Below are 15,511 nucleotides of genomic sequence, written 5' to 3' on the forward strand. Positions count from 1 at the left end.
TAAAAACAAAGAAATAAATTACCCATTAATCATTGTCAGAAATAGAGAATTTTATTTCCAATGCCCTTGATTTTAGAATATCTACCCTCAATTATTAAAACTATAAGAATTTTGTATATTAGCAGTCAAAGGAATAACATGGCAGAAAAAAACTATTATGAAATACTAGGCGTTGCCAAAGATGCGGATGAGGCCGAAATCAAAAAAGCCTACCGAAAACTGGTGCGCAAATACCACCCCGATGTCAGCAAAGAACCTGACGCAGCCGAACGTACGGTAGAAATCAACCGTGCCTACGAAACGCTTTCCGATAAAGAAAAGCGGGCCGAATACGATGAAATGTTGGCTAATCCTTACGGACGCAGCGCCGGAGGCAATCCGTTCGGTCAAGGCGGCAATCCGTTTGGCAATGGATTTAACGGTGGCGGCTTCCACTATGAACGTCATGAAGGCGAACCGTTCGGAGCGGGAGACTTCAATTTTGAAGATCTGTTTTCATCATTCCGCCAATCCCACACTCGTTCCGAGCAACCCCGCGGCCCAATAAAAGGCGAGGATCAACATGCTGAATTGAGTATTGATATTTACGCAGCGTATGTTGGCGCAGAACGTAGCATGACTTTGAATGTGCCGACTCTAGACGAATACGGACGTGCGGTTTATCAAAATAAAACCCTCAACGTCAAAATCCCCAAAGGCATTGCAGAAGGCCAACAAATCCGTTTGGCCGGTCAAGGTTTGCCGGGATATAACGGTGGAGAAAACGGTGACTTGTACTTAAAAATCAAGTTCCACGACCAACCTGATTTATACGTCAAAAACAGGAAAGACGTATATCAAACAATAGATGTCAAACCTTGGGAAGCCGTATTGGGCGGCAAAATCATCGTCCCTACCGCTTCAGGCCGCTTGCAGGTCAATCTGCCTGCCAACAGCCAAAGCGGTAAAAGCATCCGCCTCAAAGGCAAAGGTATTCCTGCAAAAGAAGCCGGAGACCTTTATCTCAATATCCGCATTAATGTTCCGCCAGTAGAGAGCGAAGCCGACCGTGCCGCATGGGAAAAATTGGCCAAACACTTTGCCGCGAAACAAGCATAAGAGAAAGGATAAATTATGATTCAGTCCTCCGATGTTACCCTTACTTTTGAAGAAATCGTTGCCGCCAGCCGCTGCCGTCGTGATTGGCTGTTGGAACTTATAGCAGAAGACATCATCAGCATAGATGGAGTGCCCGAAAAAAGCACCTTCAGTGGTTTTCATCTTGCCCGCATCCGTCGCGCACAACGCTTAAGCCGTGATTTTGAGGCCGGCATTCCTGCATTGGGGCTGATTATGCGGCTGTTGGACGAGGTGGAAGAACTCAGAAAAATACAGCGTCCGCTGGTCCTGCTCGAAGAAGAGTAAATATTGGCAAGTTGTTCGATTAAATATTGATGACAAGACAAAGTTTTTGATTTTTATTGATATTCCATAATGAAAGGCCGTCTGAAAATATTTTCAGACGGCCTTTTTATGCCTTCATTAACAACAGCGTCCGCCGTTGCCGCCGCAACGGCGTTTGCGGCAGTAGTCTTGGAATTGCAGCTCGGTCATGACCGGCGCGTTGGGATTATGTTTGCGCTGGCGGGCAACGTAGTTTTCATAATCTGGGACACCGGCCATCAAGTTCGCTGTCAACTTGATGGTTTTCCACCAAGATGCGAGCTTATGCTTCACTTTGAGTCTCCGGCTGTTTACCGTCGCGGTACACTGCTGGAATTTCTTTAGCAGTTGGCCAACCGACTTTGCGGGCTTTCATGGCAGTACGGAAACCGTACACGGCGACAATCACGACAACTGCCAAGAACAAAGCGGTCAAACCGGCATTGATTTGGTCGTTGAAGATGATTTGTGACATTTCGCCAATGTCTTTAGCAGGAGCGAGGACTTCGCCTGAAGCCAAGGCATCGCGGTATTTGCCTGCGTGAGCCAAGAAGCTGACGCGCGGGTCGCTGTGGAACAGTTTTTGCAAACCGGCATAGCAGGTTACGAACAATACGCCGACAGCAGGAACCAAAGTTACCCAAACATAGCGGTCGCGTTTCATTTTCACCAATACGACGGTACACATAATCAACGCTACGCCTGCAAGCATTTGGTTGGCGATACCAAACAACGGCCAGAGCGAGTTAATACCGCCCAGAGGGTCGGTTACGCCGGTATAGAGGAAGTAACCCCACAATGCCACAGCAAAGAATGTGGCAACCAAGTTGGCAGGGATTGAGTCGGTGTTACCGAATGGTTTGTAGAAGATACTGCCCAAGTCTTGAATCATGAAACGGGCAACGCGTGTACCGGCGTCAACTGCGGTCAGGATGAACAAGGCTTCAAACAGCAAGGCAAAGTGATACCAGAACGCCATCATGGCTTCGCCCGGAATCAGACGGCTCATGATGTGTGCCATACCGACTGCGAGGGTTGGTGCACCGCCTGCGCGGGATAGAATGGTGTTTTCGCCCACTTCTTTAGCAGTGTGCAACAGGGTTGCGGCATCAACAGAGAAATTCAGTTTAGTGGTGATGACTTCGGCAGCTGTGTTGGCATCTGTACCAATCAGCGCGGCCGGGCTGTTCATCGCAAAGTACACGCCTGGCTCAAGCGAAGCGGCGGCAGCCAGCGCCATAATAGCCACAAAGCTTTCCATAATCATGCCGCCGTAACCGATCATGCGGACGTGGGTTTCGTTTTCCACCATTTTTGGAGTGGTACCTGAAGAAATCAGCGCATGGAAGCCTGAAACTGCACCACAAGCAATGGTAATGAACAAGAATGGGAACAATGCACCAGAGAATACCGGGCCTGAACCATCGATAAAGTGGGTAACTGCAGGCATTTGCAGAGTCGGGTTAACAATAACGATACCCAAAGCCAAAGCTGCAATCGTACCGATTTTCAGGAAGGTAGACAGATAGTCGCGCGGAGTCAGCAAGAGCCAAACCGGCAATACGGAAGCCACGAAACCGTAAATCATAATCGCCCAAGTCAGCTGAATGCCGTCAAGGTCGAACCAGTGACCGAAGGAGCTGTGGGCAACATCTTCACCGTAAATCACGGCCAACATCAGCAAAATAAAGCCGACGATGGAAATCTCGCCGATTTTGCCCGGACGGATATAACGGGTGTAAATACCCATAAACAGAGCAATCGGCATAGTCGCTGCGATGGTGAACGTACCCCAAGGGCTGTGAACCAATGCTTTCACAACAATCAGCGCCAACACCGCCATAATGATGACCATAATCATCAAAATACCAATGGATGCAATCACGCCGGGAACGGTACCGAGTTCTTGTTTCACGATATCGCCCAAAGACTTACCGTCACGGCGCATAGAAACAAATAGTACCATCATATCCTGTACGGCACCGGCAAATACCACGCCGAAGATAATCCACAAAGTACCGGGCAGATAACCCATTTGCGCTGCCAATACAGGACCAACCAGAGGGCCTGCGCCGGCAATAGCGGCAAAGTGGTGGCCGAACAGTACGCCTTTATGTGTGGGAACATAGTCCAAGCCGTCATTGTGGCGTTCTGCCGGAGTCAGACGGTTAGGATCAAGCTGCATCACACGGTTGGCAATGTAAAGACTGTAGAAACGGTAGGCAATGCAGTATACCGAAATGGCGGCCGTAACCATCCAAATCGCACTGACTTGCTCGCCACGGCTGAGAGCTAAAGTAGTAAAGGAGGCCAAGCCTACCAAAACCACAATGCCCCAGATCAAAAATGATTTGAGCGATTTCATTGATTTATCCTTAAAACGTGATGCACCAAGGCTTGCTTTAGCGACAAACTGCCTTAATGCGCTTCAGAAAGACCAGTCATTATAGTCTTCATGATTTCATGAGTGAAATGTCATTTCAACCCAAATTCGACTGAAAACAAAATGATTAGTTCGTCCGTAAGGTTAACACAAACAGACAATATACCCTTCATTTTTTACTTCAAAACTAAATATTCCTTAACATATAACAAACGAAAGGCCGTCTGAAAACCCAAAAATTCAGTTTTCAGACGGCCTGACAAACAGTCAATGCTATAATCCGACATTCCCATTTCTCTATATTGCCATACCATGCAAAACAACGATTCCGAAACCATGCGCCTCTCCAAACGCATGGCGCAATTGGGCTTATGCTCGCGCCGCGAGGCAGACAGTTACATCGAGCAAGGCTGGGTCAAAGTCAACGGTCAAACCGCCGTACTCGGTCAAAAAGTCACCGAGCGCGACCGCATCGACCTCAACAAACAAGCCCATGAAAAACAAGCAGCGCGCGTAACCATCCTTCTGAATAAACCCGTCGGCTACGTCAGCGCGCAGGCAGAAAAAGGCTATAAATCCGCCGCAGAACTCATTACCGCCGAAAACCATTGGGAAGGCGATGACAGCCGTATCCCTTTCAGCGAAAAACACAAATTCGGCTTAGCCCCTGCCGGCCGCTTAGATATCGACTCCGTCGGATTGTTAGTACTCACTCAGGACGGCCGCATTGCCAAACAACTGATTGGTGAAAACAGCAGCAGCGAAAAAGAATACCTTGTCCGCGTCCGTGGCAAACTGGACGATAAAGGCCTCGCCCTACTCAACCACGGCTTGAGTTTGGACGGAGAAAAATTGCGCCCCGCCAAAGTCGAATGGCAAAACGAAGACCAGTTGCGCTTTATTTTGCGACAAGGCAAAAAACGCCAAATCCGCCGCATGTGCGAACTGGTCGGCCTGCGTGTCGTCGGTTTGAAACGCATCCGCATGGGTAAAGTCAAACTCGGCAGACTGCCGCCGGGCAAATGGCGTTATCTACGCGCTGACGAATCGTTTTAATTGCAGCTAATAAAAAGGCCGTCTGAAAACACATTTCAGACGGCCTCATCTTTTACTGCTTACTCGATATAAGTAAACTTCGCACGTTTGATATTGCAGAGAATTTCGTACGGAATCATACCGGCAACTTCGGAAACTTCATTGATATTAATCACATCGCCCCAAAGCTCGACTTCCGCGCCCAAGCCCTCTTTCGATGCTTCCAGCTCAACCGTAATCATATCCATAGATACCCTGCCGATAATACGGCTGCGTTTGCCATCCACTGCCACAGGGGAATTAGTGGAAGCGCGACGCGGATAACCGTCGGCATAGCCGCAGGCAATCAAACCGACACGGATAGATTTGCTGGTGTAGAACGTTGCGCCGTAGCCAATCGGAGAATGCGGTTGCAACACGCGCTCGCCGAAAACACGGGAAGTCAGGCGCATAACAGGTTTCAAACGCTCATCCACGCCGCCGAAAGGCGAAATACCATACAAGGCCAGACCGGCACGTCCCCAATCGCGCCGCGCTTCAGGCACGTTCAAAATCGCGGCGGAATTCGCCAAGCTCTCTTCGCCTTCCAAACCCTCACACGCCAAATCAAACGCTTCAAGCTGCATTTCGGTCATGCCGTTTTCCGGTTCGTCCGCGCAGGCAAAATGGCTGAATTTCACAATGTTTTCAACCGATTCGGATTGTTTCAATGCAGTATAGGCGGCGGCATAGTTATGCGGAAAGAAACCGGCACGGTGCATACCCGAGTCCATTTTCAGCCATACGGTCGTCGGACGTTGCCACTCATGATGCACAAACGCCTCCAACTGCCATTGGCTACCGATTGCCGGCCACAAATCATAACGGTCAACATCCGCATATTCCGCAGCCTCAAACACGCCTTCCAACAAAACAATCGGATTTTTAATGCCGTTTTGACGCAATTCCACGCCTTCATCTACCGTTGCCACCGCAAAGCCGTCGGCAATATCCGCCAACGCGTGTGCACATCTGACCGCACCATGCCCGTAAGCATCGGCCTTAATCACGGCCAACAATTTATTGCCATGCAACTCTTTGAGAAAACGATAATTTTGACGTAAATTATCCAAACGGATTTGCGCATTGAGCGGACGCATAATGTATTCCTCTTATCGGCATTCCGTTTCAGACGGCCTGCCCTATTACTTTGAAGTAAATATTATAGGTCAAAAACTACACAGGATTCCATGAAATACACAAGAATAATCTATTCATATTTTAGAACTCATGCGCACCTTTAGGCATTTATGCTTCTTCTCAGCCTGTTTTAAGGTTATGATTCAATCCAAATGAAAACGACAGACATCAAGGCCATGAAAGAACTCGACAAAACCGACTTAAAAATCCTCAAGCTCCTACAACAAAATGCACGTATCCCCATGACTGAATTGGCTGAAAAAGTCGGCCTCTCCACTACGCCAGTAACCGAACGCGTCCGCCGCTTGGAACGCGACAACCTCATTACCGGCTATCACGCCCATCTGAATCCTCATGCTTTAGGCCAAAGCCTCTTGGTCTTTGTCGAGCTGAGACTGCGTTCCAAATCCGGCAATATTTTTGAAGACTTCAAACGCGAAGTGCTGAAGATTCCGCAAATTCTGGAATGCCACTTAGTATCCGGCGAATACGACTACCTTATCAAAGTCCGCCTGCCCAATATGTCCGCCTATCGCGATATGCTCGGCAATATCCTGCTGCAACTGCCGGCTGCTTCCGAAAGCCGCAGCTATGTTGTCATGGAAGAAGTCAAAGAAGAAGTAGTATTAGACATCTAATTCTATTCAACAAACAAAGGCCGTCTGAAAGATTACAACATTCAGACGGCCTTTATTTTAAATAGGCAAAAAAAATGCACACATCCGACAGAATGTGTGCCAAGTCTACAAAGGAGAAATAGAGGAGAAACTATTAACTGACTACTCGAACCAGCTAACGAAACGAATTATGCAACAAGATATTCAACCGCGCAAGTATTTTTCTTGTAAAGTTTCTTAATTATTCAATTAACAGATCTTAAATGTAATCATGTTTCAATGTAGATAAAAAAATGCGCATACCGTTTTGATATGCGCCAAGTCTACAAAGGAGAAATAGAGGAGAAAAATCAAGCTGCATCAAGCAACTCAACGGCGCGAATTATCCTAGCCTTCTACCCTCCTGTCAACTGTTTTCCCATCTATTTTCAAGTATTTTGCTAAAAAACAACAAATCCACTATTCCCCTCTTTTTCTTGCTATTTTCGCCCATATATAAAAAGAATTTAGGGCCGTCTGAAACATATATTGCCACTAAAGATAAACGGCTCCATACTCACACATTCATAGTCCATATCAACCCAACCCACAACCATGACCACCCCACTTTCCCTTGCCGTCGTCGGCCATACTAACACAGGCAAAACCTCGCTCTTACGTACGCTTTTGCGCGACAGCACCTTCGGCGAAGTGAAAAACGCGCCCTCCACCACGCGCCATGTCGAAGAAGCCCTTATCAACGACGGCGACGACAGCCTGGTTTATCTCTACGACACACCCGGCCTTGAAGATGCCGGCGGCGTGTTGGACTGGCTGGAAACCCATACATCCGCACGCGATGACGGCATTGAGCGCATCCAGCAATTCCTCAACAGCCATGAATCGCATCACGAGTTTAACCAAGAGGCCAAAGTTCTGCGCCAAGTCATGCAAAGCGATATGGCCATGTACGTCATCGATGCGCGGGAACCCGTCCTCGACAAATACAAAGACGAGCTGACTATTTTGTCTTGGTGCGCCAAGCCCATCATGCCCGTGTTCAACTTCACCCAAAATCAAGACCTGACCGCTTGGACCAATATGCTCGCCCGCAGAAACCTGCATGTTTACGCCGGTTTCGATACCGTTGCCTTCGACTTTGAAGGCGAAATCCGATTGTGGGACAACCTTGCCACCATGTTACCCAAGCGCGACATCCTCGACCGCCTCATCAATATGCGCCGTCGCGAGTGGCAACTGCTGGATACGGAAGCGCGCCGTGAAATTGCCGATTTTCTGCTGGATGCCGCCGCATTTACCCAAGAAATTGCCGAAAACGACGACCCTGCCCCGACTTTGGAAGTCATGCAATCGGAAATCCGCCAACTTGAGCGGCAAATGCAACAACGCCTGTTCACACTTTACCGCTTCTATCACGACGAAGTCGGCAGCGACAGCACATGGATGCCCAAAGCCTTCAAACAAGATCCGTTTGACAGCGAATTGCTCAAACATTACGGCATCCGTACCGGTACCGGCGCAACCGCAGGTGCACTCATCGGCTTAGGCTTGGATATTGCCACGCTTGGCGGCTCACTTGGTTTGGGTACGGCCATCGGCGGCCTGTTGGGCGGCATTTTGCCCAATGCCCAAGACATCACCGACAAAATCAACGGCAGGCAAACCCTGCATACCGATCCGGAAACCCTTACCCTGCTCGCCGCACGCGCACTGGATTTGTTGCACGTCTTGCAAACGCGCGGCCATGCGGCTCAGTCGCATATCGAGCTAAAAGAACGCAAAGCGCCATGGAATGCGGCCAAATTGCCAAGCGAACTCAACAAAGCGCGTAGCAACCGCAAATGGTCTTCGCTCAACACACACCAGCCCGAAGCCAGCCGTAACGAACGCGCAGCCTATGCAGCCACTTTAAGCGAAAAATTAAAAGCTTAGAATTGCCGCATAACAAAAAGGCCGTCTGAAACCTAAATGTTTCAGACGGCCTTTTGATTTTAGAAGGAAAATACTTATTCAGCAGCTTTGGTTTCTCGTTTCAAACCGCCGCCAAGTGCTTTATACAAGTCGGCAAGGTTTTCCAGACGGGTCAGCTGATTGGCTAAAAGAGCAGTATCCGCGCTATAACTGCTGCGCTCGGCATCCAGTAAATCCAATGCGCTGGATACGCCATGTTTGTAGCGCAGGCTGATAAGGCGCAGGCTGTCGTTGTAGGCACGGCTTTGTTTACTCAACGCTTCATAGCTTTTATCCAGCTGTTCGCGCGCAACCAAAGCATTGGAAACGTCTTTAAATGCGGATTGAACAGCGGCTTCATAAGCAACGATTTGTGCCTGTTGGCGCAGTTTGGCTACGTCAAGATTGGCTTTGTTGGTACCCCAGTCAAAGATAGGCAGCGTGATGGACGGTGCAAACGCCCAAACACCCGTGCCGCTCTTAAACAGGCCACTCAACTCGCCGGAAGCTGTACCGACAGAACCGGTCAGGCTGATGCGCGGGAAGAAGGCCGCACGTGCCGCGCCGATATTGGCATTGGCTTGTTTGAGCGAGTATTCGGCCGCGCGGATATCCGGGCGGTTGAGCAACACGTCCGAACTCAAACCGGCAGGCAGTTTGGTGATTTTGAACTGTTTGCTCAAAGACAGGCCGGCAGGCAAATCTTCGGGCAGAGGTTGATTAATCAGCATGGCCAAGGAATTGCGCGCTTGCTCGCGGTTTTTCACCGCGGATGCATAATCGGCTTTGGCCGATTCAATCAGCGCTTCCTGTTGGTGCAAATCAACGGCGGAAATCACGCCGGCCTTATGGCGTAATTGCGAGAGCTTGTAAGTCGCTTCACGGGTTTGTAATACGCGTTGTGCCAATGCCATGGTTTCTTCCGCGTAGCGTTCGTTAAAGTAGGCTTTGGCAACGGTAGAAATCAGGGTCAGATGGGCGGCATCGCGGTTTGCGGCCACATTAAAATAACCTTGCAACGCGGCTTCGCTGGTGCTGCGGACACGGCCGAAGAGGTCAAGCTCATAAGAGGCTGCGCCCAAACCCACGCTGTATTGGCTGCTAACGCTGCCGCCACTCAAACTGCCTTGACGCGAACCTGTACCGCTGGCATTGACGGTTGGCAACAAATTATTACGCGCAATCATGTATTGCTTGCGGTAGATTTCCGCATTCAGCGCGGCTGTACGCAAATCGGTATTGCGTTCCAATGCGATGTCGATCAAGCGGTGCAGGCGCGGATCGGCAAAGTAGTCTTGCCAACCCAATTCAGCGGCGCGGATACCGTCGTCAACAGTGTCGTATTTAAACGTATCGGCAACGGCAACTTGAGGCTGCTCATATTTCGGCATCATGGTACAGGCCGACAAAGCCACAGCTGCGGCAACGGCGGTCAGTACAGGTTTGAATGTAATCTTCTTCATTTTAGAATCCTTTAGCATTTTGAGGCCGTCTGAAAATTTTCAGACGGCCTTTGCTTTAGTGCTTGTCTGAATCGTGTTTACCGTCTTCAATCATGCCGGCTTCAGCGGCGTGTTTGGCGGCCATCTCATGCTCGTGTGCGGTTTCTTTAAAGAATTTGCGCACAACCACATAGAACAAAGGCACAAGGAACACAGACAGAATCGTACCGATCAACATACCCCAGACCACGGTCGTACCAATCGCACGTTGGCTGGCGGAGCTGGCACCGCTGGCAACATAAAGCGGTACCACGCCCAAGATGAAGGCGAACGAGGTCATGATAATCGGACGGAAACGCAAGTGTGCGGCGGCAAGCGCAGCTTCAAGCGCGCTCTTGCCTTGCGCTTGCAGGTCTTTGGCAAACTCGATAATCAAAATCGCGTTTTTCGCACTCAAACCCATCACCGTAACGAAACCGACTTGGAAGTAGATATCGTTGGCGTATGCCGGAATACTGCCCAGCAGTGCTTCAAACATGTTACGACCGGTCACGCCCAATGCCGCGCCAATCAAGCCCAACGGAATCACAAGGATAACCGCCAACGGGATAGACCAGCTTTCGTACAAAGCAGCCAATACCAAGAATACAGCGGCAGCGGCCAATGCGTACAACACGACAGTTTGCGAGCCGCCTTTGGCCTCTTCACGAGACTGACCGCCCCACTCCAGACTGTAACCGCCGCCCATTTCATCAACCATTTGCTGTACCGCAGCCATTGCTTGGCCGGAAGATACGCCGCTGATAGGCGAGCCGGAGATCTCCATAGCGGGATAGCCATTGAAGCGGACGCTTTGTTCCATACCATTTTCCCAAGAAACAGTAGCAATGGTAGAAAGCGGTACGGCAACACCGGATTTGTTCGGCACAGTCAGGTTCAGAATATCGGCAGGCTGCATACGGGCACTCGCATCAGCTTGTACCATTACGCGTTGCAGACGGCCTTGATTCGGGAAGTCGTTGACATAAGACGAACCCAAAGAAGAAGCCAAGGCAGTACGGATATCAGAGAACGAAATACCTTGTGCGGCTGCTGCGGCACGGTTGATGTCGATTTTCAACTGCGGCGCATCTTCCAAACCGCTCGCACGAACGGTACTTGGGTTAAACAAACCGCTTTTACGCATTTTGTCAATCAACTCATTGCGCTTGGCCAACAATGCAGCATGGCCGCTGTTGTTACGGTCTTGCAGGTAAATCGTCAAGCCGGAGCCTGTACCCAATTCCATAATGGCAGGAGGCACAATCGCCAAACCGAAACCGTCTTTCAGCGTAGTCATCATCATACCGGTCAACTTACCGGAAATAGAAGTCGCATCGCTGCCCGGAGCAGTACGTTCGCTCCAGTCTTTCAGAATGACAAAGCCCAAAGCCATGTTTTGGCCGGAACCGCTAAAACTAAAGCCGGAAACGGTAATAATGTTCTCGATCTCAGGTATAGATTTTGCCAGCTGAGTGATTTGAGCCAAAGTTGCATCGGTACGCTCTTTGGTCGCGCCGGCAGGCAGCTGTACGCTCAACATCAAGTTACCTTGGTCTTCAGTCGGCAAGAAGGAAGTCGGCAGACGCATAAACAGGAATACGCCCACAACAGTCAAACCAATATAGACAACCATCATGCGCAAAGTCTTGCGCAAGACTTTGGCAACCCAGCCTTCGTAGCCGTGTGTCCAGCTGTCGAATTTTTTGTTAAACCAACCGAAGAAACCTTTTTTCTCTTCGTGATGACCCTTCTGAATCGGTTTGAGCATGGTGGCACATAATGCCGGAGTCAGCGTCAAGGCAAGGAATGCGGAGAATGCAATCGATGCCGCCATGGTCAAGGCAAACTGTTTGTAAATGTTACCTGTTGCACCGCTAAACATTGCCAGCGGAACAAATACGGACATCAACACGGCAGTAATACCAATCACCGCGCCGGAAATCCGACCCATCGCTTTTTTGGTTGCAGCCTTAGGCGACAGACCTTCACTCGCCATAATACGCTCAACGTTTTCAACGACCACAATCGCGTCATCGACCACAATACCGATCACCAATACCATCGCAAACATGGTCAATACGTTAATCGACATACCCATGTATGAGATAAAGGCAAAACCGCCCAACAGGGAAATCGGTACAACAATGGTCGGAATCAGCGTATAGCGGATGTTTTGCAGGAAGAGATACATCACTAAGAATACCAATACGATGGCTTCCAAAAGCGTATGGATCACTTTCTCAATCGAAATTTCCACAAATTTGGAAGTATCGTAAGGAACTTTCCAGCTCATGCCGTCTGGAAAATACTTCTGCAAAACTGCCATTTTTTCTTTCACGGCAGTCGCCGTTGCCAAAGCGTTACCGCTGTTGGACAGCATCACTGCCATACCGGTGGTATTCACGCCGTTCAAACGTGTGGAAGTAGAATAGTCCTGCATACCCAAGCTGACTTTGGCAACGTCTTTCAGATAGACATTAGAACCATCGGTATTGGATACCAAAATGATGTTGCCAAACTCTTCAGCAGTGCTCAGCTGACCTTGCGCCGTCACAGTTGCTGAAATAGTCTGACCTGCAGCCGCCGGCAAAGAACCGATAGAGCCTGCAGAAATTTGGATATTTTGTGTCGCAAGCGCATTGGTTACCGTAGCAAAAGACAGGTTGTAGTTTTGCAGTTTTTTCGGGTCAACCCAAATACGCATGGCGCGTTGCGCACCAAACAATTGTACCTGCCCTACCCCGTCGATACGCTGCAGTTCAGGAATGATATTGCGCTGGGCGTAATCGTTCATTTCCTCAATGGATTGCTTTTCAGAAGAAAGCATGACCACTTGCAAGAAGTTGGAACGCGCTTTAGATACGGTTACACCATATTGCTGTACGGTAGAGGGCAATGTGGACAACACTTCCGACAATTTGTTCTGCACGTCTACCTGCGCCAAATCTTCATTGGTTTCCGGTGTAAACGTCAGACTGACGCTGCCGCTGCCGCTGGAATTGGCAGAAGTCGTCATATAGTCCAAACCTTCCACACCGTACATATTACGTTCGATAACGGCCAGTACGCTGTCTTCCATTACCTGAGCAGAAGCGCCCGGATAAGTAGCGCGCAAAGTAATGGTCGGTGCAGCAACGGACGGATATTGGGAAATCGGCAGTTTTTGAATGCCGAAAATACCCGCTGCGATGATAAAAATCGCAATAACCCATGCAAAAATGGGGCGGTCAATAAAAAACTTAGACATTCACGCGTTCCTTATTTAGCTTCAGATGCAGCTTTAGCTTCAGGCTTGGCCTCGGATGCAGCCTGGCCATCTGAAACTGCCGGTGCTGCTGCCGCAGCACTTGCAGGCGGCGTCCATTCTTTCGGCGTTACCTGTTTAGCACCCGACATAGCGGCAATGCTGATGCCTTCAACAATCACTTTGTCGCCGTCTTTCAGGCCGTCTGTAATCACCCAATTGCTACCTTGCTGTTGGGCAATGGTCACGACACGCGCTTCCATTTCGCTCTTGTCATTCACCACCATCACCGTATCTTGCGAACCGCGGGTAACTGCTTGTTGCGGCACTACAAATGCATTATCCACTGCCACTTGTTCCATCAACACGCGCACATACAAGCCCGGCATCAAGATATTTTTGTCATTAGGAATAGCGGCGCGCAATGTAATTTGGCCGGTCGTTTCGTTAACAGTCGGATCTGCAAACAGCAGACGGCCTTTTTCAGGATAAACCGCACCATCGTCAAATTTGATGCCCACTTCAATCGCGCCGTTTGCCGCCAACAATTTGCCTTCTGCAACCTGTTGACGCAGTTTCATAACCTCACTGGCAGATTGGGTAACGTTGACATACATCGGGTTGGTTTGTTGGATGGTGGCCAAAACAGTGGTATCGCCGGCATTCAACAGCGTACCTTCAGAAACTTTAGATTGACCGATAAAGCCGGAAATCGGCGCAGTAATGCGGGAGCGGTTCAGGCTGATACCGGCAGATTTGATGGCTGCTTGAGCGGATTTGACGCCTGCTTCGGCTGAGCGCTTGGCGGTTACGGCCGCATCATATTCTTGTTGGCTGATGGCATCGGCGGCAACCAGCGGTTTGTAGCGGGCTAAGTCGGCATTCGCTTTAGCCAAAGTAGCTTGCGCACTCGCCAACTGGGCGTGTGCGCTTTCTAAGTTTGCTTCATAAGATGAGCTGTCGATTTGATATAAAGGCTGACCGGCTTGCACATAGCTGCCCTCTTGAAACAGGCGTTTTTGCAAAATACCGCCGACTTGGGCGCGAACTTCCGCAGTACGCAATGATTCCAGACGGCCCGGCAACTCGGTTGTCAATGCAACGGTTTCCGGATGTACAGTAACCACGCGGACTTCAGGCGCAGGTTGTTTTTGCTGTTGCTGACTGCCTTGCGCCTGTTGGCCGGCTGCTTTTTCATCACCTTTGCCGCAAGCGGAAAGTGCCAACGCAGTAGCTACTGCGATTGCCGCGACACGCATCATTTTAGAAGCATAAAGAGCCATAATTTTCCTATCTCTATGATAAATAAGGGTTTGACTGATTAAAAATTGCTTACTTTAATCTCATATTTCGCAAACAGAAATTGCCTGCTTTTATGAAAAACAGGCTGATTATATAGTGTTGAGAAACACTATCAAGTATTGAATTAAATTATACATACATTCTTGCATGTTCAGAAGTAATTTTTTATAATCCGAACCATAAATTTACATTCCCCACAAAACAACTATGAGAAGAACCAAAACCGAAGCCTTAAAAACCAAAGAATATCTCATGCTTGCCGCATTGGATACGTTTTATCAGAAAGGCATTGCCCGCACCTCGCTCAACGAAATCGCCCAAGCCGCAGGCGTAACGCGCGGCGCGCTGTATTGGCATTTCAAAAACAAAGAAGATTTGTTTGACGCCTTGTTCCAACGGATTTGCGACGACATCGAAAGCTGCATAAAAGAAGACTCGAACAATAATAACGAACAGGCTTGGTCAAGCTTCCGACTGACTCTGACCCGTTTTTTCGAGCGCCTGCAACACAACGAGCTTCACTATAAATTCCATAGCATTTTGTTTTTAAAATGCGAACACACCGAGCAAAACGAGGCGGTCATTGCCATCGCTAAAAAACACCAATCGCTATGGCGTGAAAAAATCGTTGCCGTTCTGACTGATGTGGTACAACAAAAAGCGTTGGCGGATAATTTAGATATCGACATGGCGGTCATCTTCATCAAGTCTTCATTAGACGGCTTGATTTGGCGCTGGCTTTCTTCAGGTCAAGGCTTCGATTTGGCGCAAACTGCCCCACGCATGATTGAAATCATCATTGATACATTGGAAAACCATCCGCAATTAAGAAAACAATCATAAACATCAAAAATAAAAGGCCGTCTGAAACATTAAAAGTTTCAGACGGCCTTTT

Annotated in this window: 12 protein-coding genes; 6 read left to right on the forward strand and 6 right to left on the reverse strand. The window is 49.1% G+C overall.

From position 1 onward, the window contains the following. Positions 1 to 138: 138 nt before the first annotated feature. Both ACTHUM_RS02115 and ACTHUM_RS02120 read left to right on the forward strand, forming a co-directional pair. Complete coding sequence (locus ACTHUM_RS02115) at positions 139 to 1,098, forward strand: DnaJ C-terminal domain-containing protein (protein WP_440361292.1); 960 nt, start codon at positions 139 to 141, stop codon at positions 1,096 to 1,098. Between the two features lie 15 nt (positions 1,099 to 1,113). Then, positions 1,114 to 1,404 carry a chaperone modulator CbpM gene (locus tag ACTHUM_RS02120; protein WP_049336193.1) on the forward strand — a complete coding sequence of 97 codons (291 nt, stop codon included), beginning with the start codon at positions 1,114 to 1,116 and terminating at the stop codon, positions 1,402 to 1,404. A 117-nt stretch (positions 1,405 to 1,521) separates the two neighbouring features. Here the strand turns inward: ACTHUM_RS02120 and ACTHUM_RS02125 are convergent, their stop codons facing one another. Beyond that, positions 1,522 to 1,716, reverse strand: a complete 195-nt coding sequence (locus tag ACTHUM_RS02125; protein ID WP_003747442.1) for a YbdD/YjiX family protein — start codon at positions 1,714 to 1,716, stop codon at positions 1,522 to 1,524. Next, positions 1,706 to 3,787: a carbon starvation CstA family protein gene (locus ACTHUM_RS02130; RefSeq protein ID WP_049336196.1), complete on the reverse strand. Its 2,082-nt coding sequence runs from the start codon at positions 3,785 to 3,787 to the stop codon at positions 1,706 to 1,708. The genes ACTHUM_RS02125 and ACTHUM_RS02130 overlap by 11 nt, the downstream gene beginning before the upstream one ends. Before the next feature lie 330 nt (positions 3,788 to 4,117). Here ACTHUM_RS02130 and ACTHUM_RS02135 point away from each other — a divergent pair, with 330 nt between their 5' ends. Continuing rightward, a complete protein-coding gene (locus ACTHUM_RS02135) occupies positions 4,118 to 4,861 on the forward strand; it encodes a pseudouridine synthase (protein ID WP_004520512.1) in 744 nt (247 codons plus the stop codon). A 59-nt stretch (positions 4,862 to 4,920) separates the two neighbouring features. Here ACTHUM_RS02135 and alr read toward each other — a convergent pair whose 3' ends face one another. Next, the gene (gene alr / locus ACTHUM_RS02140) at positions 4,921 to 5,979 is read right to left on the reverse strand and encodes an alanine racemase (RefSeq protein WP_049336198.1); all 1,059 of its coding nucleotides are present in this window, start codon (positions 5,977 to 5,979) and stop codon (positions 4,921 to 4,923) included. Between the two features lie 216 nt (positions 5,980 to 6,195). Between alr and ACTHUM_RS02145 the strand changes: the two genes are divergently transcribed. Beyond that, positions 6,196 to 6,657, forward strand: coding sequence for a winged helix-turn-helix transcriptional regulator (locus ACTHUM_RS02145; RefSeq protein ID WP_440361293.1), 462 nt, complete (start codon positions 6,196 to 6,198; stop codon positions 6,655 to 6,657). A gap of 573 nt (positions 6,658 to 7,230) precedes the next feature. Beyond that, on the forward strand, positions 7,231 to 8,568 hold the full coding sequence (locus ACTHUM_RS02150; protein ID WP_107849057.1) for a GTPase/DUF3482 domain-containing protein: 1,338 nt from the start codon (positions 7,231 to 7,233) through the stop codon (positions 8,566 to 8,568). Positions 8,569 to 8,642: 74 nt separating this feature from the next. Here the strand turns inward: ACTHUM_RS02150 and ACTHUM_RS02155 are convergent, their stop codons facing one another. From ACTHUM_RS02155 to ACTHUM_RS02165, 3 genes are read right to left on the reverse strand one after another with little or no spacing between them, the layout of a single operon-like run. Next, a complete protein-coding gene (locus tag ACTHUM_RS02155) occupies positions 8,643 to 10,049 on the reverse strand; it encodes an efflux transporter outer membrane subunit (protein ID WP_440361291.1) in 1,407 nt (468 codons plus the stop codon). A gap of 55 nt (positions 10,050 to 10,104) precedes the next feature. Continuing rightward, positions 10,105 to 13,317, reverse strand: a complete 3,213-nt coding sequence (locus ACTHUM_RS02160) for an efflux RND transporter permease subunit (protein WP_070829651.1) — start codon at positions 13,315 to 13,317, stop codon at positions 10,105 to 10,107. An 11-nt stretch (positions 13,318 to 13,328) separates the two neighbouring features. After that, positions 13,329 to 14,597 (reverse strand): efflux RND transporter periplasmic adaptor subunit, encoded by a 1,269-nt coding sequence (locus ACTHUM_RS02165; RefSeq protein ID WP_440361290.1) that lies wholly within the window; start codon positions 14,595 to 14,597, stop codon positions 13,329 to 13,331. Positions 14,598 to 14,823: 226 nt separating this feature from the next. Between ACTHUM_RS02165 and mtrR the strand changes: the two genes are divergently transcribed. Next, positions 14,824 to 15,459: a multidrug efflux system transcriptional repressor MtrR gene (mtrR, locus tag ACTHUM_RS02170; protein WP_440361289.1), complete on the forward strand. Its 636-nt coding sequence runs from the start codon at positions 14,824 to 14,826 to the stop codon at positions 15,457 to 15,459. Positions 15,460 to 15,511 lie beyond the last annotated feature (52 nt).

The organism is Neisseria sp. P0021.S006, assembly GCF_051956895.1.

What these genes read in the sequence shown, in the direction of transcription:
- ACTHUM_RS02115 (WP_440361292.1), top strand. Translation starts at nt 139, where the DNA reads ATGGCAGAAAAAAACTATTATGAAATACTAGGCGTTGCCAAAGATGCG.
- alr (WP_049336198.1), bottom strand. Translation starts at nt 5,979, where the DNA reads ATGCGTCCGCTCAATGCGCAAATCCGTTTGGATAATTTACGTCAAAAT.
- ACTHUM_RS02155 (WP_440361291.1), bottom strand. Translation starts at nt 10,049, where the DNA reads ATGAAGAAGATTACATTCAAACCTGTACTGACCGCCGTTGCCGCAGCT.
- ACTHUM_RS02120 (WP_049336193.1), top strand. Translation starts at nt 1,114, where the DNA reads ATGATTCAGTCCTCCGATGTTACCCTTACTTTTGAAGAAATCGTTGCC.
- ACTHUM_RS02145 (WP_440361293.1), top strand. Translation starts at nt 6,196, where the DNA reads ATGAAAGAACTCGACAAAACCGACTTAAAAATCCTCAAGCTCCTACAA.
- ACTHUM_RS02150 (WP_107849057.1), top strand. Translation starts at nt 7,231, where the DNA reads ATGACCACCCCACTTTCCCTTGCCGTCGTCGGCCATACTAACACAGGC.
- ACTHUM_RS02160 (WP_070829651.1), bottom strand. Translation starts at nt 13,317, where the DNA reads ATGTCTAAGTTTTTTATTGACCGCCCCATTTTTGCATGGGTTATTGCG.
- mtrR (WP_440361289.1), top strand. Translation starts at nt 14,824, where the DNA reads ATGAGAAGAACCAAAACCGAAGCCTTAAAAACCAAAGAATATCTCATG.
- ACTHUM_RS02130 (WP_049336196.1), bottom strand. Translation starts at nt 3,787, where the DNA reads ATGAAATCGCTCAAATCATTTTTGATCTGGGGCATTGTGGTTTTGGTA.
- ACTHUM_RS02135 (WP_004520512.1), top strand. Translation starts at nt 4,118, where the DNA reads ATGCAAAACAACGATTCCGAAACCATGCGCCTCTCCAAACGCATGGCG.
- ACTHUM_RS02165 (WP_440361290.1), bottom strand. Translation starts at nt 14,597, where the DNA reads ATGGCTCTTTATGCTTCTAAAATGATGCGTGTCGCGGCAATCGCAGTA.